This window comes from Streptomyces sp. NPDC048277 (assembly GCF_040652235.1).
Classification (GTDB): Bacteria; Actinomycetota; Actinomycetes; order Streptomycetales; family Streptomycetaceae; genus Streptomyces.
On sequence record NZ_JBEZLQ010000004.1, the window covers coordinates 191,968 to 218,447 of the forward strand.

The 26,480-nt window shown below is 71.7% G+C and carries 25 protein-coding genes; 11 read left to right on the top strand and 14 right to left on the bottom strand.

Annotated features, from left to right (window positions below):
* Positions 1-31 precede the first annotated feature (31 nt).
* Positions 32-1,087 carry an LLM class F420-dependent oxidoreductase gene (locus tag AB0D85_RS11150; protein WP_362317071.1) on the top strand — a complete coding sequence of 352 codons (1,056 nt, stop codon included), beginning with the start codon at positions 32-34 and terminating at the stop codon, positions 1,085-1,087.
* Positions 1,088-1,357: 270 nt separating this feature from the next.
* A complete protein-coding gene (locus tag AB0D85_RS11155) occupies positions 1,358-2,146 on the top strand; it encodes a ferritin-like domain-containing protein (RefSeq protein WP_362317073.1) in 789 nt (262 codons plus the stop codon).
* Here AB0D85_RS11155 and corA read toward each other — a convergent pair whose 3' ends face one another.
* On the bottom strand, positions 2,147-3,148 hold the full coding sequence (corA, locus tag AB0D85_RS11160) for a magnesium/cobalt transporter CorA (protein WP_362317076.1): 1,002 nt from the start codon (positions 3,146-3,148) through the stop codon (positions 2,147-2,149). It abuts the gene before it with no gap.
* A gap of 62 nt (positions 3,149-3,210) precedes the next feature.
* Here corA and AB0D85_RS11165 point away from each other — a divergent pair, with 62 nt between their 5' ends.
* The 4 genes from AB0D85_RS11165 to mshC all read left to right on the top strand — a co-directional run bounded on the left by AB0D85_RS11165 (position 3,211) and on the right by mshC (position 6,709).
* Positions 3,211-3,897 (top strand): histidine phosphatase family protein, encoded by a 687-nt coding sequence (locus tag AB0D85_RS11165; protein WP_362317080.1) that lies wholly within the window; start codon positions 3,211-3,213, stop codon positions 3,895-3,897.
* Between the two features lie 108 nt (positions 3,898-4,005).
* Positions 4,006-4,596 (top strand): DUF3090 domain-containing protein, encoded by a 591-nt coding sequence (locus AB0D85_RS11170; RefSeq protein ID WP_362317083.1) that lies wholly within the window; start codon positions 4,006-4,008, stop codon positions 4,594-4,596.
* Entirely contained in the window at positions 4,560-5,375 is an 816-nt protein-coding gene (locus AB0D85_RS11175; protein ID WP_362317085.1) for an SCO1664 family protein, read from the top strand. Before AB0D85_RS11170 ends, AB0D85_RS11175 begins: the two co-directional genes overlap by 37 nt.
* Before the next feature lie 104 nt (positions 5,376-5,479).
* On the top strand, positions 5,480-6,709 hold the full coding sequence (gene mshC, locus AB0D85_RS11180) for a cysteine--1-D-myo-inosityl 2-amino-2-deoxy-alpha-D-glucopyranoside ligase (RefSeq protein ID WP_362317088.1): 1,230 nt from the start codon (positions 5,480-5,482) through the stop codon (positions 6,707-6,709).
* A 100-nt stretch (positions 6,710-6,809) separates the two neighbouring features.
* On the opposite strand, the gene AB0D85_RS11185 is transcribed toward mshC, so the two are convergent.
* The 8 genes from AB0D85_RS11185 to AB0D85_RS11220 form a co-directional block, all read right to left on the bottom strand.
* Complete coding sequence (locus AB0D85_RS11185; protein WP_362317091.1) at positions 6,810-7,838, bottom strand: PAC2 family protein; 1,029 nt, start codon at positions 7,836-7,838, stop codon at positions 6,810-6,812.
* A 163-nt stretch (positions 7,839-8,001) separates the two neighbouring features.
* Positions 8,002-8,673, bottom strand: coding sequence for a FadR/GntR family transcriptional regulator (locus tag AB0D85_RS11190; RefSeq protein ID WP_362317093.1), 672 nt, complete (start codon positions 8,671-8,673; stop codon positions 8,002-8,004).
* Positions 8,674-8,750: 77 nt separating this feature from the next.
* Positions 8,751-10,046 (bottom strand): amidohydrolase, encoded by a 1,296-nt coding sequence (locus AB0D85_RS11195; RefSeq protein WP_362317096.1) that lies wholly within the window; start codon positions 10,044-10,046, stop codon positions 8,751-8,753.
* Positions 10,043-10,795 carry a nucleoside phosphorylase gene (locus tag AB0D85_RS11200; RefSeq protein ID WP_362317098.1) on the bottom strand — a complete coding sequence of 251 codons (753 nt, stop codon included), beginning with the start codon at positions 10,793-10,795 and terminating at the stop codon, positions 10,043-10,045. Before AB0D85_RS11200 ends, AB0D85_RS11195 begins: the two co-directional genes overlap by 4 nt.
* Complete coding sequence (locus tag AB0D85_RS11205; protein WP_362317101.1) at positions 10,792-11,658, bottom strand: ABC transporter permease; 867 nt, start codon at positions 11,656-11,658, stop codon at positions 10,792-10,794. The genes AB0D85_RS11200 and AB0D85_RS11205 overlap by 4 nt, the downstream gene beginning before the upstream one ends.
* Positions 11,658-12,704, bottom strand: a complete 1,047-nt coding sequence (locus AB0D85_RS11210) for an ABC transporter permease (protein ID WP_362317103.1) — start codon at positions 12,702-12,704, stop codon at positions 11,658-11,660. Before AB0D85_RS11210 ends, AB0D85_RS11205 begins: the two co-directional genes overlap by 1 nt.
* Before the next feature lies 1 nt (position 12,705).
* Positions 12,706-14,232, bottom strand: coding sequence for an ABC transporter ATP-binding protein (locus tag AB0D85_RS11215; protein ID WP_362317105.1), 1,527 nt, complete (start codon positions 14,230-14,232; stop codon positions 12,706-12,708).
* Positions 14,213-15,265: a BMP family ABC transporter substrate-binding protein gene (locus AB0D85_RS11220; protein WP_362317108.1), complete on the bottom strand. Its 1,053-nt coding sequence runs from the start codon at positions 15,263-15,265 to the stop codon at positions 14,213-14,215. The genes AB0D85_RS11215 and AB0D85_RS11220 overlap by 20 nt, the downstream gene beginning before the upstream one ends.
* A gap of 340 nt (positions 15,266-15,605) precedes the next feature.
* On the opposite strand from AB0D85_RS11220, the gene mtnA reads away from it, so the two are divergent.
* Complete coding sequence (gene mtnA, locus AB0D85_RS11225) at positions 15,606-16,637, top strand: S-methyl-5-thioribose-1-phosphate isomerase (RefSeq protein ID WP_362317111.1); 1,032 nt, start codon at positions 15,606-15,608, stop codon at positions 16,635-16,637.
* A gap of 61 nt (positions 16,638-16,698) precedes the next feature.
* Here the strand turns inward: mtnA and mtnB are convergent, their stop codons facing one another.
* From mtnB to AB0D85_RS11240, 3 genes are read right to left on the bottom strand one after another with little or no spacing between them, the layout of a single operon-like run.
* Positions 16,699-17,307 carry a methylthioribulose 1-phosphate dehydratase gene (gene mtnB / locus AB0D85_RS11230; protein WP_362317114.1) on the bottom strand — a complete coding sequence of 203 codons (609 nt, stop codon included), beginning with the start codon at positions 17,305-17,307 and terminating at the stop codon, positions 16,699-16,701.
* Positions 17,304-18,023: an acireductone synthase gene (mtnC, locus tag AB0D85_RS11235; protein WP_362317116.1), complete on the bottom strand. Its 720-nt coding sequence runs from the start codon at positions 18,021-18,023 to the stop codon at positions 17,304-17,306. The genes mtnB and mtnC overlap by 4 nt, the downstream gene beginning before the upstream one ends.
* On the bottom strand, positions 18,020-18,619 hold the full coding sequence (locus AB0D85_RS11240) for a cupin (protein WP_362317119.1): 600 nt from the start codon (positions 18,617-18,619) through the stop codon (positions 18,020-18,022). The genes mtnC and AB0D85_RS11240 overlap by 4 nt, the downstream gene beginning before the upstream one ends.
* Before the next feature lie 573 nt (positions 18,620-19,192).
* Between AB0D85_RS11240 and AB0D85_RS11245 the strand changes: the two genes are divergently transcribed.
* From AB0D85_RS11245 to mtnK, 4 genes are read left to right on the top strand one after another with little or no spacing between them, the layout of a single operon-like run.
* Positions 19,193-20,290, top strand: a complete 1,098-nt coding sequence (locus AB0D85_RS11245) for a substrate-binding domain-containing protein (RefSeq protein ID WP_362317122.1) — start codon at positions 19,193-19,195, stop codon at positions 20,288-20,290.
* Positions 20,277-21,812 carry a sugar ABC transporter ATP-binding protein gene (locus tag AB0D85_RS11250; RefSeq protein ID WP_362317125.1) on the top strand — a complete coding sequence of 512 codons (1,536 nt, stop codon included), beginning with the start codon at positions 20,277-20,279 and terminating at the stop codon, positions 21,810-21,812. Before AB0D85_RS11245 ends, AB0D85_RS11250 begins: the two co-directional genes overlap by 14 nt.
* Positions 21,813-21,864: 52 nt before the next feature.
* Positions 21,865-22,905, top strand: a complete 1,041-nt coding sequence (locus AB0D85_RS11255) for an ABC transporter permease (protein WP_362317128.1) — start codon at positions 21,865-21,867, stop codon at positions 22,903-22,905.
* Positions 22,906-22,919: 14 nt separating this feature from the next.
* Complete coding sequence (mtnK, locus tag AB0D85_RS11260; RefSeq protein ID WP_362317131.1) at positions 22,920-24,092, top strand: S-methyl-5-thioribose kinase; 1,173 nt, start codon at positions 22,920-22,922, stop codon at positions 24,090-24,092.
* A 5-nt stretch (positions 24,093-24,097) separates the two neighbouring features.
* Here mtnK and AB0D85_RS11265 read toward each other — a convergent pair whose 3' ends face one another.
* Positions 24,098-24,658 (bottom strand): SMI1/KNR4 family protein, encoded by a 561-nt coding sequence (locus AB0D85_RS11265; RefSeq protein WP_362317134.1) that lies wholly within the window; start codon positions 24,656-24,658, stop codon positions 24,098-24,100.
* A gap of 191 nt (positions 24,659-24,849) precedes the next feature.
* On the bottom strand, positions 24,850-26,466 hold the full coding sequence (locus tag AB0D85_RS11270; RefSeq protein ID WP_362317136.1) for a glycerol-3-phosphate dehydrogenase/oxidase: 1,617 nt from the start codon (positions 26,464-26,466) through the stop codon (positions 24,850-24,852).
* Between the last annotated feature and the right edge of the window lie 14 nt (positions 26,467-26,480).

Sequence of the window (26,480 nt, forward strand, 5' to 3'; positions counted from 1 at the left end):
GCGACGTTACTGATCGGTAAGGGGTACGGCCATGCAGCTCGGGATCAACCTCGGCTACTGGGGCGCCGGGATGGACGGGGACAATCTGGCCGTGGCGCAGGAGGCCGAGCGGCTCGGGTACGCCGTGTGCTGGGCCGCCGAGGCCTACGGCTCCGACGCCGCCACCGTGCTCAGCTGGGTCGCCGCCAAGACCGAGCGCATCGACGTCGGTTCGGCCATCTTCCAGATCCCGGCCCGGCAGCCCGCCATGACGGCGATGACCGCCGCGACCCTCGACTCCCTGTCCGGCGGCCGCTTCCGGCTCGGCCTCGGCGTCTCCGGACCGCAGGTCTCCGAGGGCTGGTACGGCGTCAAGTTCGACAAGCCGCTCTCCCGCACCCGCGAGTACGTGGAGATCGTGCGCAGGGCGATGAGCCGGGAACGGCTGTCGTTCGAAGGGGAGCACTGGACGCTGCCGCTGCCGGGCGGCCCGGGCAAGCCGATCAAGCTCACGGTGCACCCGGAGCGCGAGCACATCCCGGTCTACATCGCAGCCATCGGGCCGAAGAACCTGGAGCAGACCGGCGAGATCGCCGACGGCGCGCTGCTGATCTTCCCCTCGGCCGAGCACCTGGAGGAGACGGCCGTCCAGTACCTGCGCGCGGGGCGGGAGAAGGCCGGCAGGACCCTCGACGGGTTCGACATCTGCCCGACGCTGCCGCTCGCCGTCGGCGACGACAAGGACGTGGCCACGCTCGCCGACACCTTCCGCCCGTACACCGCGCTGTACGTCGGAGGCATGGGCAGCCGCAAGCAGAACTTCTACAACCAGCTCGCCCGGCGCATGGGGTACGAGCAGGCGGCCACCGAGGTCCAGGACAAGTACCTGTCCGGGGACAAGAACGGGGCCGCGGCCGCCGTACCGCACGAGCTGATCGACCAGACCACCCTGCTCGGGTCCGTGGACCGGATCGCCGACCGGATGAAGGCCTACGCTGCCGCCGGGGTCACCACGCTGTCCCTCGCCCCCGCCGGCTTCACCCTGGACGAGCGCCTCGCCTCGCTGCGGGCCGGCGCCGAGGCCGTGGAGCGCGCCGGGCTCGCGTAGGCGTCTCCGAGGGAACCCGGAGCATCGGGAGAGCCGGGAGCATCGGGAGCACCGGGGAGAGGTCCACGGCCGTGGTGGGGGCTCGGGGGTCTTCCCCGCCACGGCCGTCACGCAGCACAACGCGCCCGTGCCCGCGCGGTTACGCCCCCGGTGTGACCCCGGTGCTCCACCTTTCGGCCGAGTTCGCCCGCACCCCTGTTGCAGCCGCTTCGATGCGGCATTTGACTCGTTCTTTGCGGGTTCGGTGAGTCCTCCAGAGAGGTGCCCACGATGCTTTCGGCCAGGAGTCTGTTCCAGGAGATCATCGACAACGACGAGTCCTTCCGGCTCTTCTGCTCCATCGCGGCCAGCGGCGAGTCCCAGGGCGGCTGGGAGAACACACGGATCGCCGCGCTGGTACCCCGGGGCGAACGCGACCTCGCCCCCAAGATCACCCGCCATGGCGCCGACGAGGACAAGCACGGCCGGATCTTCAACGCCCTGCTGAAGAAGCGCGGGCTGACGCCCGTTCCGGTGCCGGCCGACACCGACTACACGATGCTCCTGGAGCGGCAGGGGATCGGGCTCGCCCACGCCAGGCTCAGGGCCGACCGGCTGCTCACCGTGCCGGAGATCGTCACCTACCTCGCCCACAGCAGGGTCACCGAGCAGCGCGCCTCCGAGCAGATGGAGCTGCTGCGCAGGGACTTCGCCGACCACCCGGAGATGGGCCGCGCGGTGAAGATGATCTCCCACGACGAGGACAACCACCTCGCCTACTGCCACGAGGAACTGCTCCGCCTCGCGTCCGCCGGACACGGTCACGCCATCCAGCGCACACTGCGCGAGTGCGCACTCGCCGAGATCCGCGTCTACCGGGACGTCAGCCTTGCCGTCATGGCCCACATGGGCCGCATCCTCGGCTGGCCGAGGACCAGGACCGCGCTGCTCGCCCTCGGCATCCACGTCGTCTACGGCTACGAGCGCGCCGTCGGCTGGCGCCGCATGGTCTCGCTGCGGATGCCCGAGCGCAGGAACGCCCTGGGCGGCCCCGCCGCCCCCGCCGCCGAGTTCGCCTGATCACATCCAGCCGCGGTGCTTGAACAGCCGGTACAGCACCGTCTCCAGGAAGGCCATGAAGAGGATCACCGCCGGGTAGGACCAGTACCAGTGCAGCTCGGGCATGTGGTCGAAGTTCATGCCGTAGATCCCCGCGATCAGCGTGGGCACCGCCGCCATGGCCGCCCACGCGGAGATCTTCCGCATGTCGTCGTTCTGCCGCACGCTCATCTGCGCGAGATGGGCGCTGAGGATGTCCGACACCAGCCGGTCCAGGGACTCCACACCGTCGTTCACGCGCAGCAGATGGTCGTTGACGTCCCGGAAGAACGGACGGGCCTGCTCCTGCACGAAAGGCACCGGCGTCCCGCCGCCGTACTGGCCCACCCCCGCCAGCTTGGTCATGGGCACGGCCAGCGGCGCGGTCGCCCGGCGGAACTCCAGGATCTGCCGCTTGAAGGTGTAGATCCGCGACGCGGTGCGCAGGGAGCCGCCGCTCGGTGAGAACACCTCGGCCTCCAGCTCCTCCAGGTCGCTCTGCAGCTCGGTCGAGACCTCCAGGTAGTGGTCGACGACCGCGTCCGAGATCGAGTACAGCACCCCTGTCGGCCCGTACGTGAGCAACTCGTGCTGCTCCTCCAGATGCCGCCGGATGTCCCCGAGCGGCGAGGGTGTCCCGTGGCGCACGGTGACCACGAACGAGTCCCCGATGAAGATCATCAGTTCGCCGGAGGTCACCGCGTCGCTCTTCGGCTCGTACGTCACCGGCTTCAGGACGACGAACAGCGAGTCGTCGTACACCTCCAGCTTGGGCCGCTGGTGGGCGGTCAGGGCGTCCTCGACGGCCAGCGGATGCAGCCCGAACTCGTCGGTGACCAGGTCGAACTCGCGCTCCGTCGGCTCGTACAGGCCGATCCACAGAAAGCTGTCGCCACGCGCGCGTGCCTCCGCGAGGGCGTCGGAGAAGTCCTGCGGGGTCTCCGTCCGCTCCCCGCCCCGGTAGATGGCGCAGTCGACGATCACGGAGAGTATTGTCCCGTCGCCCGCTCACCTGCGCACTTCGGTGTGCGCCTACCCTGGGCGGCATGCCCACGCTGATCCTCGTAAGGCACGGACGGTCCACCGCCAACACCTCCGGGGTGCTCGCCGGCTGGACGCCGGGCGTCGCCCTCGACGAGCGCGGCGCCGCCCAGGCCGCCGCACTGCCCGGCCGGCTCGCCGGGCTGCCGATCTCCGAGGTCGTCACCAGCCCCCTGCAGCGCTGCCAGGAGACGATCCGGCCCCTCCTGGAGGCCCGCCCCGGACTCACCGCCCACACGGACGAGCGGATCGGGGAGGCCCACTACGGCGACTGGTCCGGCCGCAAGCTCGCCGAACTCAAGGACGAGCCGCTGATGGAGGTCGTCCAGGCGCACCCGTCGGCCGCCGCGTTCCCCGGCGGCGAGTCCATGCGCGCCATGCAGACCCGCGCCGCCGAGGCCGTACGCGAGTGGAACGCGCGCGTGGAGCGCGACCACGGCTCCGACGCCGTCTATCTCATGTGCTCGCACGGTGACATCATCAAGTCCCTCGTCGCGGACGCGCTCGGCCTGCATCTCGACCTCTTCCAGCGGATCTCCGTCGAACCGTGTTCCGTCACCGCGATCCGCTACACCCGCCTCAGGCCGTTTCTCGTTCGTCTCGGGGACACCGGGGATTTCGCGTCCCTTGCCCCCCGCGAGGAACCTCCCGGGGAAGACGCCACGGTCGGTGGCGGCGCCGGCGCGCCGTGATCGTCAACCGCAGTAGGGTGAAGCGATCCACGCGGCGATCCCGGTAGTCGCCACCCTCGTCGTCGCCCTCCCGATCCCACGCACTCTCGATTCCCATGGAGACAGGACGTGTCCCGTCAGGTGTTCCTCTACGATCCGCCGGACCGCTTCGTCGCGGGCACGGTCGGACTGCCCGGACGCCGTACGTTCTTCCTCCAGGCCACGGCCGGCCCCCGGACGACCAGCGTGGCCCTGGAGAAGACCCAGGTCGCCGCGCTCGCCGAACGCATGGACGAACTCCTCGACGAGGTCGTACGGCGCAGCGGCGGCAACGCGGCCGTGCCCGCCGTCGCACCCAACGAGATCGCCGACAGCGCCCCGCTCGACACCCCCATCGAGGAGGAGTTCCGCGTCGGCACCATGGCGCTCGCCTGGGACGGCGAGGAAGAGCGCATGATCGTCGAGGCCCAGGCCCTCGTCGAACTGGATGCCGAATCCGAGGAGGACCTCGCCGAGGCCGAGGAGCGGCTCCTCCAGGACGAGGAGAACGGGCCCCCGATGCTGCGGGTCCGGCTGACCGGCGCGCAGGCCAGAGCCTTCTGCAAGCGCGCCCTCGACGTCGTCAACGCCGGGCGGCCGCCGTGCCCGCTGTGCAGCCTCCCGCTCGACCCGGAAGGACACGTATGTCCGCGCCAGAACGGATACCGCCGCGGAGCGTGACCGCCGCCGACCTGCTCGCCCACGGTGAGCTGAAGGTGCGCGGCCGCATCCGCGACGCCTCCAACGCGGCGCTGTTCTGCACGGTCGCGTACGACGGCGAGGAAGCGTCCTGCGTCTACAAGCCGGTCGCCGGGGAACGCCCCCTGTGGGACTTCCCCGACGGCACCCTCGCCCAGCGCGAGGTCGCCGCCTACGAGGTCTCCGCGGCCACCGGCTGGGACCTGGTCCCGCCCACCGTCCTGCGCGACGGGCCGTACGGCGAGGGCATGTGCCAGCTGTGGATCGACGTCGACCCCGAGGGCGGCGACCTGCTCGCCCTCGTGGACGCCGAGGAGCCGGAGCCCGGCTGGAAGGCCATCGGGTTCGCCGAGGTCGGCGACGGCAGGACGGCGCTCCTGGTGCACGCCGACGACGAACGGCTGCGCCGGCTCGCCGTCCTCGACGCCGTCATCAACAACGCCGACCGCAAGGGCGGCCATCTGCTGCCCACCGCCGACGGCCGGCTCTACGGCATCGACCACGGCGTCACCTTCAACGTCGAGAACAAACTGCGCACCCTGCTCTGGGGCTGGGCCGGGGAATCGCTCACCGCCGACGCCGTCGAGGTCCTCGAAGGCCTGCGTGAGGCCCTCGGCGGCGCACTGGGCGTCCGGCTGGCCGAACTGATCACCGCCGCCGAACTGGACGCCACACGCGCGCGTGTCGACGAGCTGCTCACCGCCGGCAGACACCCGGAACCGAGCGGCGAGTGGCCCGCCATCCCCTGGCCACCCGTGTAGGCGGCCTTTCAGCACATCCAGGCCACAAGATCAAGAGCGCCTTTCCGGCCGTCCGGCCCGATCCGGTTCGTATACCGAACTCGGGTCCGGTTACGCTCATGTACATGCATGCCTGGCCCGCTTCCGAGGTCCCCGCCCTGCCTGGTCAGGGCCGCGACCTGAGGATCCACGACACCGCGACCGGCGGTCTGGTCACTCTCGACCCCGGTCCCGTCGCCCGTATCTACGTCTGCGGCATCACGCCGTACGACGCGACCCATATGGGTCACGCGGCGACCTACAACGCGTTCGACCTGGTGCAGCGCGTGTGGCTCGACACCAAGCGGCAGGTGCAGTATGTCCAGAACGTGACGGACGTCGACGACCCGCTCCTCGAACGCGCGGAGCGCGACGGTGTCGACTGGGTCGCCCTCGCCGAGAAGGAGACGACCCTCTTCCGCGAGGACATGACCGCCCTGCGGATGCTGCCGCCGCAGCACTACATAGGCGCGGTCGAGGCGATACCCGGCATCGTGCCGCTGGTCGAGCGGCTCCGTGAGCTCGGCGCCGCCTACGAGCTCGACGGCGACATCTACTTCTCCGTCGAGGCCGACCCCGACTTCGGCAAGGTCTCGAACCTCGACGCGGCCGCCATGCGGCTGCTCTCCGCCGAGCGCGGCGGCGACCCCGACCGCCCCGGCAAGAAGAACCCTCTCGACCCGATGCTGTGGATGGCCGCCCGCGAGGGCGAACCCAGCTGGGACGGCGGCTCCCTCGGCCGCGGCCGCCCGGGCTGGCACATCGAGTGCGTGGCCATCGCCCTCGACCACCTCGGCATGACCTTCGACGTCCAGGGCGGCGGCTCCGACCTGGCCTTCCCGCACCACGAGATGGGCGCCTCGCACGCCCAGGTGCTCACCGGCGAGTTCCCGATGGCCAAGGCGTACGTCCACGCCGGCATGGTCGGTCTCGACGGCGAGAAGATGTCCAAGTCCAAGGGCAACCTGGTCTTCGTCTCCCGGCTGCGCCACGACGGCGTGGACCCGGCCGCGATCCGCCTCGCCCTGCTCTCCCACCACTACCGCGCGGACTGGGAGTGGACCGACCAGGTCCTGGCCGACGCCGTGGCCCGCCTGGACCGCTGGAGAGCGGCGGTCTCCCGCCCCGACGGCCCGCCGGCCGAGGCCCTGGTCGAGGAGATCCGCGAGGCCCTCTCCAACGACCTGGACGCGCCTGCCGCCCTGGCCGCGGTGGACCGCTGGGCGGCCCAGCAGCAGACGGAGGGCGGCACGGACACAGGGGCGCCGGGCGTCGTGTCGCGAACGGTGGACGCGCTGCTCGGCGTGGCCTTGTAAACAAACGCCAACACCCGCGCCCCCCACCGGCGCAAAGCCGACAATCAACGGCTGACACCTGACAGACAGGGGCGGTACGCGCCATGCGTACCGCCCCTTTTCAGTCCTCGGAGGTGTCCTCGTCGTCCGGCCCGGAGGCCCCCGTGTCGCCGGGTTCCTCGGAACTCCCGCCGTTCCCGGGCGTGTCGGCCCTCGGCGGCTTCGGCGGCCGTGTCCTGCCGCTGGGGCTGTCCCGCAGGTACGACGCACTGTCGCTGCCGTCCGCCGTGGCGTGCCCGCCCGGCGGGCTGACGTCCCGGCGCCGCAGATACCGCTCGAACTCGCGGGCGATCGCCTCGCCGGACGCCTCCGGCAGCTCGGCGGTGTCCCGGGCCTCCTCCAGCGTCTGCACGTACTCCGCGACCTCGCTGTCCTCCGCGGCCAGCTGGTCGACGCCGACCTGCCAGGCGCGCGCGTCCTCGGGCAGCTCGCCCAGCGGGATCCGCAGGTCGAGCAGGTCCTCCAGCCGGTTCAGCAGCGCCAGCGTGGCCTTCGGGTTGGGCGGCTGGGAGACATAGTGCGGGACCGCCGCCCACAGCGAGACCGCCGGGACGCCCGCGTGCGTGCACGCCTCCTGGAGGACGCCGACGATGCCCGTCGGGCCCTCGTACTTGGTCTCCTCCAGGTCCATCCGCTGGGCCAGGTCCGAGTCGGACGTGACCCCGCTGACCGGCACCGGACGCGTGTGCGGGGTGTCACCGAGCAGCGCGCCCAGGACGACCACCAGCTCGACGCCCAGCTCATGGGCGAAGCCGAGCAGCTCGTTGCAGAACGAGCGCCAGCGCATGGACGGCTCGATACCTCTGACCAGCACCAGGTCGCGCGGCTTCTCGCCGCCGACCCGGACCACCGACAGCCGTGTCGTCGGCCAGGTGATCTTGCGCACGCCGGCGTCCATCCACACCGTGGGGCGGTTCACCTGGAAGTCGTAGTAGTCCTCGGCGTCGAGCGCCGCGAACACCTCGCCCTTCCACTCCCGCTCCAGATGCGCGACCGCGGTGGAAGCGGCGTCACCGGCATCGTTCCAGCCCTCGAACGCGGCCACCATGACTGGGTCGATCAGCTCGGGAACCCCCTCCAGCTCGATCACCCAGTGCCTCCTTCCGACGTGCCCTCGCGTACGCCCCAACCTTACGGCGTCCAACGGGGGCGACCGCAGCCCCCTTGCACGGGGGAGTGAACGGATCACTGCCCCGTTCGCCACGCTCGAACACCCCACTTCGACGTGGAACCGCCCACGGGCAGCAAGCGCTTCACAGGCTGCTGCGCAGCCACTGCTCCACGCTCGCGATGTGCACGGTCGCCCAGGACCGGGCCGCCTCCGCGTCCCGGTCACGCAGCGCGGCCAGGATCGCCCGGTGCTCGCGCAGGGTCCGGGCGACCGCGTCCTCCTGGGTCAGCCCGCGCCAGATCCGGGCCCGGGTGGTCGGCCCGGACAGCCCGTCGAGCAGCGAGCAGAGCACCGAGTTCCCCGAGCTCTGCACGATGCCCCGGTGGAACTCCAGGTCGCAGGCGACCAGCTCCTCCACCGAGGGCTCGCCGCCGAGCGCGTCCAACTGGGCGGCAAGTGCGTCCAGTTGCTGCTCGCTGATCCGGGAGGCGGCCATCGCGGTCGCGGCCGGCTCCAGGATCCGGCGCACCGCCAGGAACTCCAGGACCGTGTCGTCGCGGTGGAAGTCGACGACGAAGCTCATCGCCTCGAGGAGCAACTGCGGGTCCAGGCTGGTGACATACGTGCCGTCGCCCTGCCGGACGTCCAGGATCCGGATCAGCGACAGCGCCCGCACCGCCTCCCGCAGCGAGTTGCGGGACAGGCCGAGTTCGGCGGCGAGTTCGCTCTCCTTGGGCAACCGGTCGCCGGGGCGCAGGGCACCGGAGACGATCATGTCCTTGATCTTCTCGATCGCCTCATCGGTGACTGCCATACCGGCCTCCCTGTCGCTCAGACATCCGATGTCTCAGCCACATTATGCGGCCTGGTCAGGCTCGGGCCGGACCAGGCTCACAGGGCCGCCTCCACGTCGGCGACCACGGCCCGTTCGTCCAGCGTGAGCAGCTCGCGCCCGCGCATCAGCACCCGCCCGTCGACCACGGTGTCCCGCACGTCCGCCGAGTGCGCCGCGTACGCCAGCGTCGACCACGGGTCGTGCGGCGGCCGCAGATGCGGCGCGTCCAGATCGAGCACGATCAGGTCCGCCCGCTTGCCGGCTTCGAGCGACCCCAGCTGGTCCCCGAGCCCGAGCGCCCGCGCCCCCTCGACGGTCGCCATCCGCACGGCCTGTTCGGCACCGACCGCCGTCGGGTCGCCGCCGGCCTTGTGCACCAGCGCCGCCTGCCGCACCGCTCCCAGCACATCGAGGGAATTGGAGCTGACCGCCCCGTCGGTGCCGAGCCCCACGGTGACACCGGCGCCGAGCAGCCGGGGCACCGGCGCGATCCCGCAGCCCAGCTTCAGGTTCGACACCGGGCAGTGGGCGACCGACGTCCCCGTGCGGGCGAGGGCCGCGATCTCCGGCCCGGTCAGGTCGACGGCGTGCGCGAGCAGCACGTCCGGGCCCAGCAGCCCCAGCGAGTCCAGCAACTCCACCGGCCGCTTGCCGTACTTGACCTCGACGGTGGCCACCTCGGTGCCGTTCTCGGCCGCGTGGATGTGCACCAGCGCCCCGAACTCCCGGGCCAGGGCGAAGACTTCGGTCAGCTGGTCGGGGGAGAGGGTGTAGGCGGAGTGCGCGAACACCACCGGCCGGTGCCCCGGCCGGGCGTCGCCGCGCGACTCCAGGTCCCGCCGCGCCCAGCCGAGCCGCTCCTCGTACGCGAGCCCGTCGGGCGGCTCCGGTACGTCCATGAAGGTCGGCCCGGTGTGCAGCCGCCAGCCCGCCTCCCGGGCCGCCGTCTCGGCCGCCTCGTGGAACCAGTACATGTCCAGCGCCGAGGTGACCCCGGCCCGTATGCTCTCGGCGATCGCCAGCCGTACGCCCGCCGCCACGTTCTTCGGCGCCAGCAGCTCGGCCTCCCACCTCAGCACCCGCTCCAGGAAGCCCTGCAGGGTGACGTCGTCGGCACGGCCGCGCAGCAGGGTCATGGCGAGGTGGGTGTGCGTGTTCACGAGCCCCGGCAGGACCAGACAGCCCTCGGCGTCGATCGTCTCGCGGGCGGTGTACCGCCCGGCGAGGTCCGCGGCCGACCCCACGGCCACGATCTCCCCCTCGTGCACGGCTACGGCCCCGTCCCGTACGACGGTCGAGTCCGCGTCCATCGTGAGGACGTCCCCGCCCCGCACCAACAGGTCGATGCTCACGCCTCGTTCCCCTCCGCCAGCAGCCGCAGCGCCTCCAACGACACCACCGCACCGCGCTCCACACCGGCCGCGACGACGTCCCGGTGCGGGTCGTACCCACCGGTGGCCTCCGCGTCGACCAGGTCGTCTGCGTTGGCCCCGTCGACGACCAGTACCCCGCCCGCGACCAGACCGCGCAGCGACGCCGTCACCAGCAGCGCGGACAGCTCCATCTCGATCGCGGCGAGCCCGGCCCCCTGGTACGAGAACAGCGGCAGCAGCCCGGGCTGGAAGGCCGCCCGCGTCCACACCACACCCCGGTGGTGCGGGGCGCCCGCCTCCCGCGCGGCCCGCTGCAGCGCGAACACCGCCTCGGGAGCGGAGTACGCCGGATACTCCGGCGGGAGCAACTGCTGGGTCACCCCGTCGTCCCGCACCGCTGCCTCCGCGATGACCAGGTCACCGTCCCCGATGCCCGGCTTCATCGCCCCCGCCGTACCGAACCTCAGGAAGGTCCCCACCCCCGCGTCGGCCAGCTCCTGGAACAGCAGGACCGCACCCGGCGCCCCCACCCCGTGCGAGGCGACGGCCACCGGCAGTCCCTTCCAACTCCCGCTGAACACCCGGTACTCGCGGTGGTACGACACCTCCTCCGCACCGTCGAGCAGCGCGGCCACCGCCGCCGCCCGCGCCGGGTCCCCGACGACGATCGCGTGCGCCGGCAGCCCGGTGCGCGGTATTCGGGTGATGGGCAGCAGATCCTGCGTCATGCGACAGCTCCGGAAGAGGAGGTACGGCGACGGCGGCGGGCCGTCGAGAGGAAGAGGGCGCCGAGGGTGACGACGTACGGCGCGGCGTCGGTCGCCTGCTGCGGCAGCCCGAGGCCCTGGAGGCGGAAGCCGGCCGCCTCGGCGAGCCCGAACAGCAGCGCGGCGAGCAGCACACCGAGCGGGGCGGCCCGCCCGAGCAGCACGGCGACGACGGCGATCCAGCCGCGCCCCGCCGTCATGTTCTCGGAGAACAACGTGACGTTCCCGAGGGCGAGTTGGGCCCCGGCGAGCCCGCACAGCGCGCCCGAGGCCAGCACGGCGCCGTACTTGTACCTCACCGGGCTCACCCCCAGCGAGGCCGCCGCCCCGGGCGCCTCGCCGACCCCGCGCAGCCGCAGCCCCCACACATGCCGGGACAGCAGCACCGCGGCCACCGCCACCGCCGCGAACGCCAGATAGGCGAGCGGGGTGAAACCGCCGATGAGCGGCAGTCCGGCGAGGGACGGATCGTCGAAGGTGCCCTGCACACCGAAGACCGTACGCAACAGGAAACTCGTCAGCCCCACCGCCAGCAGGTTCATCGCGATGCCGAGCACCACCGCGTCGCCCTTCAGCGTCACCGCGCCCACGGCCAGGATCAGCGAGTAGGCGGCCGCGGCGAGGGCGGCGGCCAGCACACCCAGCCACGCACTGCCGGTGAACCAGCTGGTCGCCACCGAGGTGAAGCAGCCGAGCAGCATCAACCCTTCAAGGCCGATGTTGAACACCCCGGCCCGCTCGCACAGGGCACCGCCCAGCGCGGCCAGCAGGATCGGCGTCAGCGCGCGCAGCGCCGACATCAGGAGATCGGAGTCGAGGAACATCACGCGGCCTCCCGCTTCCGGAAAAGCCGGAACAGACGGCTGGGGAACCGGAGTCGGGCCGCCAGGAACACGATCACGATCGCCTGCAGCACCTGCGTCAGCTCCCGCGGCACCTCGGTGGTCCGCTCCATCGCGAGTCCGCCGACCTGGAGGACGGCGAAGAAGAGGGAGGCGATCACCGTGCCCAGCGGGGCCGCCGCCGAGAGGAGAGCGGCGGTCAGACCCGTCCAGGTGTAGCCCGGCGCGGTCAGTGAGCCGTCCACGAAGCGGTAGGGGAAGCTCAACACCCCGACGGCGCCCACGAGTCCGGCCAGCGCACCCGACACCGACATCAACTTCAGCGTCAGGCCCCGGCGTTCGATGCCCGCGTACGCGGAGAAACGCGCGTTGAGGCCGGTCATCCGGATCTCGTAGCCGAGGGCGGTGCGCCGGTCGGTGAACCAGTACGCGCCCGCCGCCGCCAGCACCAGCAGCAGACCGACGGTCACCGTCGAGTCCCCGAACGCGGGCAGCGCGACGCCGTCCCCCAGCGCCCGGGTCTGGGGCAGGCTGGAGCCGGGCTCCTTGAGCGGGTAGCGGGCCAGATAGGAGGCCAGCGACACCGCCGGGTAGCTGAGCAGCAGACTGCTGACCAGCAGCGGGACGCCGAGCCGGTTCTCGCAGAGGGCGGCGAGGGCCGCGTAGCCGGCGCCGGCCGCCATTCCCGCGAGCAGCGCCAGCACGACGGCGAGCGGGGCCGGCACCGGCACGTACAGGCCGGTCACGGCGGCCGTGATCCCGCCGAGCACCAGCTGGCCGTCGCCGCCCATGTTGAACAGCCCGGCGCGCAGCGGGATCGCCAGCGCCAGGGCCATGCCGAGCACGCTGGTGCCGGTGGACAGCGTCGAGCCGATGCCGTCGGCGCCGAGCGCGCCGGTGAGGACGGCGCCGTACGCGGTGACCGGGTCGGCGCCGGTGCCGAGCAGGAAGAGGGCGCCGATGACCACTCCGGCGGCCACGGAGAAGGCGACGGGGGAGCGCAACGCCCCTGATATGCGGTTGTTCATGTCAGTCCACGGTCTCCACGGTCTCCCGGGCACCCGCCATCGCGAGCCCCAGCGACCGTTCGTCGGCCTCGTGCTTCGGGTACGACGCCGTGATCCGGCCCTCGTACATGACCAGCACCCGGTCCGCCAGTTGGCGGATCTCGCTCAGCTCGGCCGAGACGAGCAGGACCGCGTGACCGGCGTCGCGGTACGCGATCAGCTGGTCGTGGATGTGCTGGACGGCCCCGATGTCGACCCCGCGGGTCGGCTGCTCGACCAGCAGCAGCGGTGCCTCGTGGGCGAGTTCGCGGCCGATCAGCAGCTTCTGCAGGTTGCCGCCGGAGAGCGTGGCCGCCGGTGCGTCCGGGCCGGCCGTCCTGATGCCGAACCGCTCGACCAGCCCGCGTGCGTGGGCGCGGACGGCGGACGGCGACAGCAGGCCCCGGTCGGACAGGCTCGTACGGTGGTGGCCCATCGCGAGGTTGTCCGCGACCGAGGCGGCCGGGGCCGTACCGACCGCGTGCCGGTCCTCGGGGACGTAGGCCAGCCCCCTCGCCCGGCGTTCGGCGGCCGAGGCGTGCGTGATGTCCTCGTTCCGGAGCACGACCGCGCCGCCGGTGACGGGCCGCAGCCCGGCCAGCGCCTCGACCAGCTCGCCCTGCCCGTTGCCCGCGACCCCCGCGACACCGACGATCTCCCCGGCGCGGACGGTGAGTCCGACGTCCCGGACGCCTTCGGCGGTCAGGCCCCGCACGTCGAGGACGACGTCACCGGGCGTTCCCGGTGCGTGGACGCGGTCCAGCTCCACCGCCCGGCCGGTCATCGCGGCGGCGATCTCGTCGGCGGAGGTCTCGGCGGTGACCAGGCGGGCGACCACCCGGCCGTCCCGCAGCACGGTCACCCGGTCGCTGCCCTCCAGCACCTCACGCAGCTTGTGCGTGACAAGGATCACCGAACGGCCCTCGGCGGCCAGCGACTTCAGCACCGCGAACAGCGCGTCCGCCTCGGCCGGGGTGAGCACGGCCGTCGGCTCGTCGAGGATCAGCGTCCGGGCGCCCCGGTGCAGCAGTTTCAGGATCTCCACGCGCTGGCGCAGCCCGACCGGCAGGTCGCCGACCCGGGCGTCCGGATCGACGCCGAGCCCGTGCTCGTCGGCGAGTTCGCGCACCCGGCGGCGGGCGGCGGCCCGGTCCACCAGGCCGAAGCGGCGTGGCTCGGCGGCGTAGACGACGTTCTCGGCGACCGTCAGCGAGTCGAACAGCTTGAAGCTCTGGTGGACCATGCCGAGCCCGGCGGCCATGGCATCGGATGGCCCACCGAAGTTCACGTCCCGCCCGTCGACACGGATCGTCCCGGCATCCGGACGCTCCATGCCGTACAGGACGGACATCAGCGTGGACTTGCCCGCGCCGTTCTCGCCCATCAGCGCGTGGATCTCGCCGTGGCGGACGGTCAGGTCGACGGAGTCGTTGGCGAGCGTGCCGGGGAACCGCTTGGTGATTCCCCGGAGTTCGACGGCGACCGCGGGATCAGCCTGCGGCGGGGTCATCGACCGTCAGCTTCCCGGCGACGATCTGGTCGCGCAGCGCCTTCACCTCGGCGAGGACGTCCTTGTGCTGGGCGATCACGCACTTCGACGAGTCGACCCCGGCCTCCAGCCCCGTGAGGCTGATGCCGCCCTCCTTCAGGCCGTACGACACGGTGGTGCCGGCCTTGCCGCCGAGGACCGCGTCGATGCCCTTCTGCACGGCGACGTCCGTGCGCTTGATCACGTTGTCGACGACCGTGCCGGGGGAGGAGGGGCACTGGTTGACGTCGACGCCGTACGCGAACGCGCCCTTGGCCTTGGCCGCCTCGAAGACGCCGTAGTTGCCGGCCGCGGCCGCCGCCATGATCTGGTCGGTGCCCTTGGCGAGCAGTGAGGCGGCCTGCTCCTTGGCGCGGGCCGAGTCGTCGAACGGCGACTGGCCGCCGACGAAGCGCGTGGACGTCTGCGTCCTGGCGGCGACCTTCCTGGCGCCGGCCGCGAACGGGTCGCTGTAGCGCCGGAACTGGGGCGTGTCGAGCACGTCGACGGCGCCGACCTTCCCGGACTTGCTGAGCAGCCCCGCCTCGGCGCCCGCGAGATAGACACCCTCGTGCTCCCGGAAGACCGCGCAACTGACGTTCTTGAACGTCTTGGTCGTGCAGGCGTCGATCATCAGGAACTGCTGCTTCGGGTGGGCCTTGGCCTGCTGGGCGACCAGGTCGGCGAACTCGAAGCCGACGAGCACGATCACGTCCGGTGCCGCGTCCACGGCGGCCTGCACGTTCTGCTGCTGGGAGGCGGTGTCGGTCGACTCGTACACCTTCTGCGAGCCGTTGTGCGCCTTCGCCGCGTCCTCGACGCCGGTGACCGCGAGCTTGAGGAACTCGTTCTGGCCGACGGCGTCCGGGGTGACCAGCGTGAACGACTTCCCGGACGTGCCCGACGCGCTGTCGGAGGCGTCGGTCTTGGCGGCCGCGTTGCAGGCGGTGGCGGCGGTGGCCAGCAGCGCGGTGGCGGCGGCGAGTTGCAGGGAGCGGCGGTGTCTGCGGCGCATGGGGACCTTCCGGGGACGTACCGGGTACGGCGAGACGCGCTCCGCCGTTGGAGCGCGTGAGGTGAGGTGCAGAAGAGGTGGAGAAGGGGACGCTGAGGGGGAGAGGTCAGCGTCGACAGCCGTCGCCGGCGCAGCGACCGAAGTCGAGGAAACGGCGTTTGGTGAGCGGCACGGTTCCTCCTTCGTCGTCTCAGCCTGCGGAACGCGGGTGTCGGCCTGTGGAATACAGGTGCTGGACTGTAACACCCGTCTCCGACCACCCGTCACACCGTCTCGAACTGTGGTTCTACGAGGTCATGTACGGTGTCGGACACCATCGGAACATCAGGAGTGTCCCGTTATGTCCCAGGAACTGCGTGCCGTCGAGTGGACGGGAACCGGTCTCGCGCTCATCGACCAGACCCTGCTGCCGCAGCGTACGGAGACCCTGCATGTCCACGATGTGGACACCTTGGTCGACGTGATCCAGCGGCTCGTGGTGCGCGGCGCCCCCGCGATCGGTGCGGCCGGCGGCTACGGCGTCGCGCTCGCGCTGCTCCAGGGGGAGCGGGACGGGTGGACCGAGGCGGAGACCAGGGCGGCCGTCGCCCGGATCCGGGAGGCGCGCCCCACGGCCGTCAACCTGATGGTGTGCGTGGACCGCGTGATGACCCGCTTCGAGGAGGGCCTGGACGCGGTGCTCGCGGAGGCGGCGGCCATCCAGCGCGAAGACGTCGAGGCCAACCGCACCATGGGCGGGCACGGCGCCGACTGGCTGCTGAAGAAGGTCGGCGTGGACCGCCCCCTGCGGATCCTCACGCACTGCAACACCGGCGCGCTGGCGACGGCCGGTTGGGGCACGGCCCTCGGTGTCATCCGCGAACTGCACGCCCGGGGCCGTGTGGAGGTCGTCTACGCCGACGAGACGCGCCCGCTGCTCCAGGGGTCCCGGCTCACCGCCTGGGAGTTGGTGCAGGAGGGCATACCGCACTACGTCCAGGCCGACGGGGCCGCCGCCGGCACGATCCTGCGCGGCGAGATAGACGCGGCGATCGTCGGCGCCGACCGCATCGCGGCGAACGGCGACACCGCCAACAAGGTCGGCACCGTGGGCGTCGCCCTCGCCTGCGCCGACGCGGGCATCCCGTTCCTCGTCGCCGCCCCGACCACCACGGTCGACCTCTCCACGGCCACGGGAGCCGACATCCACATCGAACTCCGTTCGGAGACCGAGGTGCTGGAGTGGGCCGGCGTCCGCACGGCTCCGGCACAGTCACGGGGTCACAACCCGGCGTTCGACGTGACACCGGGCCGACTGGTCACGGGCCTGGTGACGGAGCGCGGCGTACTGGAGGTCTCGGCGGGCGAACTGCCGGGGGACCGGCTGAAGTAGGGGAAGGCCGAGGGCCGCGCGCATTCCGCCGGACCCCCGACACCCTCGACCCCGGCCTCGGTTACCTCCCCGAGAGTTCCAACTCCAGGAGCCACTCCACCACTTCCGTGTGATGGCGGGCCTGGCGAGGCGTGTCGCCCCAGACGTACAGCCCGTGTCCGGCCACCACTACCGCCGGCATCCCCGGGTTCCGCGCGGCCTCCAGGCGGTCGCCGAGTTCCCTCATGTCCTGGCTGTTGGCGATGACCGGCAGGGTCACCTCGACGTCGTGGGCGGGCTGGCCGACGCCCTTGAGCATCTCCAGGTCCTTGAAGACGATGCCGCCCGGGTGGCGGTGACCCATGGCCACGGAGGCCACCGTGTGGACGTGCACCACCGCGCCCGCCCCGGTCGACGCGGCCACCCGCGCGTGCAGTTCGGCCTCCGCCGACGGCCTGCCGCCCCGCACCGCGGCCCCCAGCCCGTCGACCAGCACCACGTCCGCGGGCGTCAGTTCACCCTTGTCGTGGCCACTCGCGGTGACCGCCAGCCGCAGCGGGTCGCGGGACAGGACGACCGACAGATTGCCGGACGTTCCCCGCATCCAGCCGAAGCCGGCGAAACGGGCGGACTCGGCGGCGAGGACCGCCCCCGCCTCTTCCAGGTCGTGGGCGCTGATGTCGGCGGTCACGTGGTGCTCCTCGAAACGGTGATCTCGTCGAACGTCCCCGCCTGCGCGTGGTCGCCGACGCCTTGCTCGTAGTACGGCTCGCCGGGGCGTCGGATCCCCACGGCGTGCCAACCGGCCGCACGGGCCGCGTCCAGTTCGCCGGGCCGGTCGGAGAGGAACAGCAGCCGGTCCGGGGCGATCCCGGCCGCCCCGGCGATCCGCCGGTAGGACTCCGCCTCCTGCTTCGGCCCCGCGTTCTCCGTGTCGTACAGCCCGGACAGCAGGGGCAGCAGATCGCCCTCCGGGGTGGCCGAGAACCACGCCCGCTGGGCCGCCACCGAGCCGGACGAGTACACGTACAGGCGCGGTCCGGCCGCGTGCCAGGCGCGCAGCGCCGGGATCACGTCGGCGTAGAAGTGCGAGGCGAGGTCGCCGCGGGCGAAGCCCTCGGCCCAGATGATGCCCTGAAGGGTCTTCAGGGGCGTGGCCTTGCGGTCCTCGTCCAGCCAGGCGTTGAGGGTCTTCTCCACGGCCGTCGCGTCGGCCTCCGGATCGCCCGTCAGCTCCCGTACCTGGGCCACCGCCCGCGCCACCTCCGGATCACCGCTCCGCTCCGAGAGCAGCGCTCCGAAACGCGAGCGCGAGTACGGGTACAGCACGTCGACCACGAAGCCCGTGGCGCTCGTGGTGCCCTCGATGTCGAGCACCACGGCGTCCACGTCGAAGTGCAGGGTCACACCGCATCCTTGTCGGCCTCGTACCCCGCCGCGATCGTGTCGTAGTCCGGGAAGCCGGACGCGATGGCCGAACCGGTGAAGTTGCCGACCCAGCCGTCCTCCTCGTGGAAGAAGCGGATCGCGGTGAACGACGGCCGCGTGCCCATGTCGAACCAGTGCGTGGTGCCGCGCGGCACACCCAGCAGGTCGCCCTTCTCACAGAGGACCGCGTGCACCTCGCCGTTCACGTGCAGGTAGAAGATGCCGGACCCGGAGACGAAGAAACGGACCTCGTCATCGTCGTCGTGCGTGTGCTCCTGCAGGAACTTCTCGCGCGCGGCCTTCGCCTTCACCGGGTACTCGGGGTCGTCGCCAGGGTGCAGACCGAGGACGTCGACGGTGGTGAAGCCCTCCTCCGCGTTGAGCTTGTCGATCTCGGCGCCGTACGCGGCGAACACCGTCTCGCTGTCGGCGTCGAAGGGGACGTCCTCGCGGACCGGCCACTGCTCGTAGCGCACGCCCAGCGGCTTGAGCGCCTCGGCGATCTCGGCGGGGTCAGAGGTGCGGCGCACCACTGTGTCGGGGCCGGACTGGGGCCAGGTCGTCAGCAGCGTCATGACGGCAACTCCAGGGAAGAGGAGGGAATGTCCGGATACCGAGACGGTAGCGGACGGCAGAGGAAGAGAGAGGAAGGCAGAGGAAGGGTGGGCGGACGGCTCGCGGGGCAGTGGTCAGCCGCGACACAGCGCGCGGATACAGCGGTGCATGCGGTGCATGCCCTGCGCTGTCGCGCGTGCAGTCGTCATCGGGGCCTCACTGTGCCGGGGCGGGTGCCGGTCCCGTGATGGTAACTCCACCGGCCGAGACGACCCGGTGTGACGTAGTCGTTGTCCCACATGTCGAGAAATCGCTTCCACAACATTTGACGGTTGGCTGGAACCGTTCCCATGATCTGCGTATGAAGACGCTGCTGCTCGTGCGGCGGCTGTACGTGGACCTGCTCCGGTCGACCACGGCCAGCTGTCGCTGACCCCATCCGGAGCCGCCACGCGCCCTGTTGCGGCGCGTGTCCGCCACCTCTGTGCGCTGGCGCCCGTCCTGCCCTGCTCCGGTCCAAGCACTTCCCCTTCCTTTCTGCGCGCGGTTCCTCGCTGCGCCCGCGCGCCGCCCCTTGCACCTGGAGCTCCGTCATGTCCCGTATCCGTCTGCCGTTTGCCGCGCTCTCGCTGGCATCCGTCTCCGCGCTCCTCCTCGCCGGCTGCTCGCAGTCCACGGACGCCTCGAAGAGCGCCGCCGACACCGCCGCCTCGGCCTCCGCCGCCACCGGGAAGAAGCCGGCCCCCTTCAGCAAGGGCACGGTGAAGGTCGCCCTGGTCCGGCAGAGCGGTGCCGGCGACTACTTCGAGCAGTGGGGCAACGGCGCCAAGGCACAGGCCAAGGCTCTCGGTATCGATCTGACCGTGTACGACGCCCAGGCCGACAACGCCAAGCAGGCCACCGACCTCTCGTCCGCCATCAACTCGGGCGCGCAGGCGATCGTCGTCGACCACGGCTTTCCGGCCACCATCCAGCCGGAGATCGACCAGGCCGTGAAGAAGGGCATCAAGGTCGTCGTCTACGACGTCGACCAGACCAACAAGTCCGTCGTCAGCACCGAACGGGACGACGCCAGCATGGCCCAGGCCGTCCTGGACGTGATGGCCAAGACGGTCGGCGAGAAGGCCAAGGTCGGCTATGTCAACGTGGCCGGGTACGCCGCCCTCGACAAGCGCGACACGGTCTGGCAGAAGGCGCTCACCGCCAACGGCTGGACGCAGGAGTTCAAGGTCGGCAAGGTCACCGACTCCACCGCCACCGACAACGTTCCCCTCGTCTCCGCCGCGCTCACCCAGCACTCCGACGTGACGGGCGTCTTCGCGCCGTACGACGAACTCGCCAAGGGCACCGTCCTCGCCGTGCAGAACAAGAAGCTCCAGGGCAAGGTGAAGGTCTTCGGCGCGGACGTCTCCAACGCCGACATCCAGAACATGACCGCCACCGACAGCCCGTGGGTCGCCACCGCCGGCACCGACCCGTCCGCCGTCGGCGCGGCCGTGGTCCGAACCGCCGCGCTGGAGCTGGCCGGTCAGCTGAACCAGACCTCGGTCGAGTTCCCGGCCGTCGCCATCACCCGCGACTTCCTGCTCAAGAACAAGATCGAGAACATGGACCAGCTGCGCACCGCCCTGCCCGCGCTGAACCTGTCCAAGGTCAGCACCGCGGACTGGATTCCCAATGTCGCCCACTGAGACGGCCGTTCCGGCAGTCGGTCTGACCGACGTCAGCATGGCCTTCGACGGCAAAACGGTCCTGGCGTCCGTCTCGCTCGACATCGCCCCGGGCAGCGTGGTCGCGCTGCTCGGCGCGAACGGCGCCGGAAAGTCCACGCTGATCAAGATCCTGTCCGGCGTGCACACGGACCACGGGGGCGAGGTGCGGGTCGCAGGGGAGCCCGCGGCTCTCCAATCCCCTCTCGCCGCACGCCAGTTGGGTATCCAGACGGTGCACCAGCGGATCGGCGAGGGCATCGTGCCCGGACTCACGGTCGCGGAGAACCTGGTCTTCGAGGAGCTGGCCCAGCAGCGCGGCAACCCGTTCCTGAGCGGTGCCCGCACCCTGGCCCGCGCCCGGGAGATCCAGGCCGGCCTCGGCCTGGACTGGTCCGACGCGGTCCTCAGGCAGGACGTCACCGAACTCGGCATCTCCGACCGGCAGTTGCTGATCCTGGCCCGCGCCCTGGCCACCCGCCCCCGGCTGCTCGTCCTCGACGAACCGACCTCGGCCCTTTCGGCCGCCGAGGCCGAGCGCCTCTTCGCCCTCGTGGAGAAGATGCGCGACGACGGGATCGCCGTCCTCTACGTCTCCCACCGCCTCGGCGAGATCGACGCCCTCGCCGACCGGCTGGTCGTCCTGCGGGACGGCCGTCTCACCGACGACCAGTCAAGGCCCTTCGACTGGGACGCGGCCCTGCGCGCCATGCTCGCCCAGGCCCATGAGGCCCGGACGGCCCGCCCGGCCCGCCCGGCCCGGGAGGGCGAACAGCGCGAGACCGTCCTCTCCCTGCGCGGCGTCCGGCTCTTCGAGGACCGCGCCCCGCTCGACCTCGACCTGCGCGGCGGCGAAGTCACCGGAGTGGTCGGCCTGCTGGGCGCGGGCAAGACCGAACTCGCCCGCGGCCTCTTCGGCGCCGAGGCCTTCCGCACCGGCACCGCCGAACTGGACGGCAGGCCCTACGCGCCCCGCCGCCCCGCCGACGCCATCCGGGCCGGGGTCCATCTGGTCCCCGAGGACCGGCACGCCGACGCCCTCGTCCCCGGCTGGTCCCTGGCCCAGAACATCTCCCTGCCGTTCCTCGGGTCCCTCTCCCGGGCCGGCCTGGTGAGCCGCTCCCGCGAGGACGCCCTCGGCCGGGCCGCCGTCGACGCCCTCGGGATCGTGGCCCGCGACGAGCACAGCACCGTGGAGGAACTCTCCGGCGGCAACCAGCAGAAGGTCGTCGTGGGCCGCTGGCTCGCCGAGACCCCACGCGTCCTCATCCTGGACGAACCGTTCCGGGGCGTGGACATCGGCGCCCGCCGGGACATCGGCCGCCGGGCCCGCGCCCTGGCCGCCGAGGGCGCCGCCGTGCTCGTCCTGTCCGCCGACGTCGACGAGGTGCTGGAGGTCGCCGACCGGGTCGTCGTCCTCGCGGCCGGCGAGGTCCACCTCGACGCGTACGGCGAGGACGCGGAGCGCGACCGCGTGATCCAGACCATCGCCGTGTCCGTGTAGACCACGCGTCCACCAGCCCCTCCGACACCGGCTGCCGAAGGAAGCAGCACCCATGACCACCACCCAGAGCACCGAGACAGCAGTCGAGGTACCGGCTCCGCCCCTCACCGCCGTACGCGTCCAGAACGCCGTCATCAAGTACGGCTTCATCTTCGTGACGGTCGCGCTCTTCGGCTACTTCGCCCTGACCGAGGGCTCGTTCCGCGAGTCGGCGACCCTGCTCGACACCCTGCGCTATGTCTCCGTCGCCGCGATCCTCGGCCTCGGCGTCACCCTCACCATGGCCGTCGGCGGAATGGACATGTCGGTCGGCGCGGTCGCCGGACTCGGGGTCTCCGTCGCCGCCCAGACCATGGTGATCCACAACCAGGTCGGCACGGTGGCGATCCTCGCCGTCCTCGCGGCGGGCGCCCTCGCCGGTCTGCTCAACGCGCTGCTCATCGTCGTACTGAAGATCCCCGACATGCTGGCCACCCTCGGCGTCATGTTCGTCATCCAGGGCGGCAAACTCATCCTCGTCGACGGCCAGTCCGTCTCCCCGGGCATGACCGAGTCGGACGGGACGACCGCTCCCGGCAGGTTCACCGCCGGGTTTCTGCGCATCGACCGCGGCACCGTCCTCGGCATCCCCGTCTCCGTGCTGATCTTCGGCGCGCTCACGGTCGCCGCCTGGGTGTTCCTGGCCCGCACCCGCTGGGGCCGGGTGCTCTACGCCATCGGCGCCAACCCCGAGGCCGCCCGCCTCGCCGGTATCCGCGTCGGCGCCTACCGCGCCCTCGCCTACGTCCTGTCCGGCGTCCTCGCCTCGGTCGGCGGGCTGATCCTGGCCTCCCGGATCGGCCAGGGCGATGTCTCGGCCGGCACCTCCCAGCTCCTGGAGGCGGTGGCGGTCGCCCTCGTCGGCACCTCGGTCCTCGGCAAGGGCCGCCCCAACGTGTGGGGCACCGCCCTCGGCGCCGTCCTGATCGGCATCATCACCACGGGGCTGACCATCAAGGGCCTGCCGTACTACACCCAGGACGTGGTCGAGGGCGCCGTCCTCATCCTCGCCCTGGTCTTCAGCTTCACCCTGTCCAAGCGCCGCACCGCATAAGGAAGTTCGAGACCATGGGCTACCGCATCCTGGAGACCGCCGACATCCCGGCCTACCTGCGCGAGCGCGGCCACTGGGACGGCTCCGACGACATCGGGGTCCGCGAGGTCTCCGACGGCAACCTCAACCGCGTCTTCGTCGCCTCGGACAGCGCCGGCACCCGGACCCTCGCCGTCAAGCAGGCACTGCCCTGGGTCCGGGTGGCGGGCCCCTCCTGGCCGCTGAGCCCCGACCGCTCCGACGCCGAGGCCCGCGCCTACGAGCAGCTCGCCAGGGTCGCCCCCGGCACCATCCCCGCGATCCACGGCTACGACCCCGAGAACCACGCCCTGGTCATGGAGGACCTCTCCGACCTCCGGGTCCTGCGCACGGCCCTCAACGAGGGCGCCGCCTACGGCCCGGACACCTCCCGCCGCATCGGCGAGCTGGTCGCGCAACTGTCCTTCGCCACCAGCGACTTCGGCCTGGACTCGGCCGGCCGCAAGGCCCTGATCGCCGCCTCGGCCAACCCGGAACTCTGCAAGATCACCGAGGACGTGGTCCTGTCCGAGCCGTACACCGAGCACGAGCACAACCACTGGCTCCCCGAACTGGACGACCTCGCCGCCGAGTTCCGCGCCGACACCCGGCTGCGCACCGAGGTCGCCGACCTCCGCCACACCTTCATGACCGGCGCCCAGGCCCTGCTCCACGGCGACCTGCACACCGGCAGCATCATGGTCGGCGAGCGCGAAGGCGCCCCCGTCGTCCGGGTCTTCGACCCCGAGTTCTCCTTCGTCGGCCCCATCGGCTTCGACCTCGGCCTCTACTGGGCCAACGCCCTGGTCTCGGCGGAACGCGCCCGCGCCCTCGGCACCGCGTCCGACCACGCGGACCAACTCCGGGTGTCCTGGGAGGCGTTCGAGAACGAGTTCCGACGCCTCTGGCCGACCCGCGTGGACACCTTCTTCGACGACGCCTACCTGGACCGCTTCCTGCGCCGGGTCTGGACGGAGTCCCTCGGCTTCGCCGGCACGGAGCTCGTCCGCCGCATCATCGGCTTCGCCCACCTCACCGACCTGACAACCCTGCCGAACCCGGCCCCGGCGTCCCGCCGCGCGCTCCTCCTGGGCCGCGAACTCATCCTGCACCGCACGGAACTGACGAACGCCCGGGCCGTACGGTCCCTGGCGGAGTCGCTGGTCTGAGGGGCTCACTCCGCGTCGAACCACTCCTTGCCGGCCGCCCAGTGCCGCACCCAGCCCGCGAAGCCGGGCTCGGCCGTGGTGTACCCGAAGTCCGCGCCGAACGGCATGGCACCGACGTCGGTGACGTGCCATATGTGCCCGCGCTGGGCGCCAGTGACGACGAGATGCCAGTTCATGGCACATCCGTCGGTCCCGAGCACGACCGAACCGTGGTTGAGGACCTGGTCGATGACGGCGTCGGGGTCCTCGTACGGTCCCTCGTCCTCCTCCCAGAGCCATCCCCGGGAGAGCGGGAAGGGCTTGGCCAGGTCCCGGCCCCTCCCGTCGTCGCCCCAGTCGTCGGGGGACGCGGCCAGCGCCACCAGCCCGTACTCCGGAGGTCCCTGGAACGAGCCGTCCGTCAGCTCCGCCACGAACGTCCGGTACGGCTCCGGCAGCACCACCCCGTGCTGCGCCTCGAACGCGTGCACGCCCTCCCAGCCCAGTGCCGACGCTCCGTCGTCGCTCACGCCGAACGCCGCGCGCAGGGCCGCGAGCTCGGCGGGATCCGCCTGATCGATGTTCATACGTCGATGGAAGCACCCGGCACTGACGGCGGCGCACCGACAACGGAGCACCGGCCGCAGGGCATGCGAAAGGGGCGGCTCCCAAGGGGAGGGGAGCCGCCCCTCTGCCGTGCCCGTCCCCGGTACGGCGGGGCGGGACTTCAGCGGCTGCCGGATCGGTCAGGGGAGGCCCGGCAGCCGCCTGCTTCTTGTCACTTCTCGTCGAGCAGGCCCTGGACCTTGGCGCGGACGTCGTCCGTGGCCAGGCCGCGGATCGTCAGGGTGGTCCGGCGGCGCAGCACGTCGTCGGCGGTCTCGGCCCACTCGTGGTCCCGCGCCCAGACGACCTGCGCCCAGATCTCCGGGGCGTCCGGGTGGACCCGCTCGGCCAGCTCCGGGTGCTCGTTGGCGATCCGCGCGATGTCGAAGGCCAGCGAACCGTAGTGGGTGGCCAGGTGCTTGGCGGTGTCGGCGGCCATGCGGGGGCCGGGCGCCGGGTTGTCCACCAGCAGGCGGTGGGCGACCGCACGGGGGTTGGCGACACCGGGCAGCGGCAGCTTCTTCGGCAGCGAGGCGATCGGCTCGAAGTCGTCGCCCAGCGGCCGGCCCGGCAGCGCCTCCAGCTTCTGCATCACGGTGCGGCCGATGTGCCGGAAGGTGGTCCACTTGCCGCCCGCGACGGACAGCATGCCGCCCCTGCCCTCGGTGACCACGGTCTCCCGCTTGGCCTTGGCGGTGCTGCCGGGGCCGCCCGGCAGCACGCGAAGGCCGGCGAAGGCGTAGGTGATCAGGTCACGCTGGAGCTGCTGGTCCCGGACGGAGAACGCGGCCTCGTCCAGGATCTGGGCTATGTCCTTCTCGGTGACGGAGACGTCCGCCGGGTCGCCCTCGTACTCCTCGTCGGTCGTACCGAGCAGGAGCATGTCCTCCCAGGGCAGGGCGAAGGTGATCCGGTACTTGTCGATGGGGGTCGCGAGCGCGGCCTTCCACGGCGCGGTCCGCTTCAGGACCAGGTGCGCGCCCTTGGAGAGGCGGATGGAGGGGGCCGCGTTCGCGTCCTCCATCTTGCGCAGGTGGTCGACCCAGGGGCCGGTCGCGTTGAGCACCAGGCGGGCGTTGACGCCGAACTCCTCGCCGGAGACGGCGTCCTTGAGGTCGGCGCCGGTGACCCGGCCCTTGGTGAAGCGCAGCCCGGTGACCTGGGCGTGGTTGAGGACGACCGCGCCCGCCTCGACGGCCGCGCGGACCGTCATCAGCGCCATGCGCGCGTCGTTCATCTGGTCGTCGCCGTACACGGCCACGGCCTTGAGGTTCTCGGTGCGCAGCTCGGGCACGTCCTGCGCCGCCTTGGTGGGGGAGAGCAGGTGGCCGACGCCGTCACCGAACGCGGAGAGCGCGGAGTAGGCGAACACGCCCGCCCCGAGCTTCGCCGCGCCGTGCGGACCGCCCTTGTACACGGGGAGGTAGAACGTGAGCGGGTTCGCCAGGTGGGGGGCCACCTGGCGGGAGACCGCACGGCGCTCGAAGTGGTTCTCCGCCACCAGCTTCACCGCGCCGGTCTGCAGGTAGCGCAGACCGCCGTGGAGCAGCTTGGAGGAGGCGGAGGAGGTGGCGCCGGCGAAGTCGCCGGCGTCGACCAGTGCCACCCGCAGACCGGACTGCGCGGCGTGCCAGGCGGTGGAGATGCCCAGGATGCCGCCGCCGATCACGAGAAGGTCGTACGACGCCTTGGAGAGCTGCTCCCTGGTCTCGGCCCGGCTCGGAAGCGAGCCGGAGGCCGGGTGCGTCCCCAGGGCAGGCACGGACTGCAGGGTGGACTGACTGGTCATGTCGGGTTCTTACT

Excerpts from the sequence above, each read along its gene's own strand:
- AB0D85_RS11150 (WP_362317071.1), top strand. The coding sequence starts at position 32 with ATGCAGCTCGGGATCAACCTCGGCTACTGGGGCGCCGGGATGGACGGG.
- AB0D85_RS11155 (WP_362317073.1), top strand. The coding sequence starts at position 1,358 with ATGCTTTCGGCCAGGAGTCTGTTCCAGGAGATCATCGACAACGACGAG.
- AB0D85_RS11165 (WP_362317080.1), top strand. The coding sequence starts at position 3,211 with ATGCCCACGCTGATCCTCGTAAGGCACGGACGGTCCACCGCCAACACC.
- AB0D85_RS11175 (WP_362317085.1), top strand. The coding sequence starts at position 4,560 with ATGTCCGCGCCAGAACGGATACCGCCGCGGAGCGTGACCGCCGCCGAC.
- mshC (WP_362317088.1), top strand. The coding sequence starts at position 5,480 with ATGCATGCCTGGCCCGCTTCCGAGGTCCCCGCCCTGCCTGGTCAGGGC.
- AB0D85_RS11190 (WP_362317093.1), bottom strand. The coding sequence starts at position 8,673 with ATGGCAGTCACCGATGAGGCGATCGAGAAGATCAAGGACATGATCGTC.
- AB0D85_RS11200 (WP_362317098.1), bottom strand. The coding sequence starts at position 10,795 with ATGACGCAGGATCTGCTGCCCATCACCCGAATACCGCGCACCGGGCTG.
- AB0D85_RS11205 (WP_362317101.1), bottom strand. The coding sequence starts at position 11,658 with ATGTTCCTCGACTCCGATCTCCTGATGTCGGCGCTGCGCGCGCTGACG.
- AB0D85_RS11210 (WP_362317103.1), bottom strand. The coding sequence starts at position 12,704 with ATGAACAACCGCATATCAGGGGCGTTGCGCTCCCCCGTCGCCTTCTCC.
- AB0D85_RS11215 (WP_362317105.1), bottom strand. The coding sequence starts at position 14,232 with ATGACCCCGCCGCAGGCTGATCCCGCGGTCGCCGTCGAACTCCGGGGA.
- AB0D85_RS11220 (WP_362317108.1), bottom strand. The coding sequence starts at position 15,265 with ATGCGCCGCAGACACCGCCGCTCCCTGCAACTCGCCGCCGCCACCGCG.
- mtnA (WP_362317111.1), top strand. The coding sequence starts at position 15,606 with ATGTCCCAGGAACTGCGTGCCGTCGAGTGGACGGGAACCGGTCTCGCG.
- AB0D85_RS11240 (WP_362317119.1), bottom strand. The coding sequence starts at position 18,619 with ATGACGCTGCTGACGACCTGGCCCCAGTCCGGCCCCGACACAGTGGTG.
- AB0D85_RS11245 (WP_362317122.1), top strand. The coding sequence starts at position 19,193 with ATGTCCCGTATCCGTCTGCCGTTTGCCGCGCTCTCGCTGGCATCCGTC.
- AB0D85_RS11250 (WP_362317125.1), top strand. The coding sequence starts at position 20,277 with ATGTCGCCCACTGAGACGGCCGTTCCGGCAGTCGGTCTGACCGACGTC.
- AB0D85_RS11255 (WP_362317128.1), top strand. The coding sequence starts at position 21,865 with ATGACCACCACCCAGAGCACCGAGACAGCAGTCGAGGTACCGGCTCCG.
- mtnK (WP_362317131.1), top strand. The coding sequence starts at position 22,920 with ATGGGCTACCGCATCCTGGAGACCGCCGACATCCCGGCCTACCTGCGC.
- AB0D85_RS11265 (WP_362317134.1), bottom strand. The coding sequence starts at position 24,658 with ATGAACATCGATCAGGCGGATCCCGCCGAGCTCGCGGCCCTGCGCGCG.
- AB0D85_RS11270 (WP_362317136.1), bottom strand. The coding sequence starts at position 26,466 with ATGACCAGTCAGTCCACCCTGCAGTCCGTGCCTGCCCTGGGGACGCAC.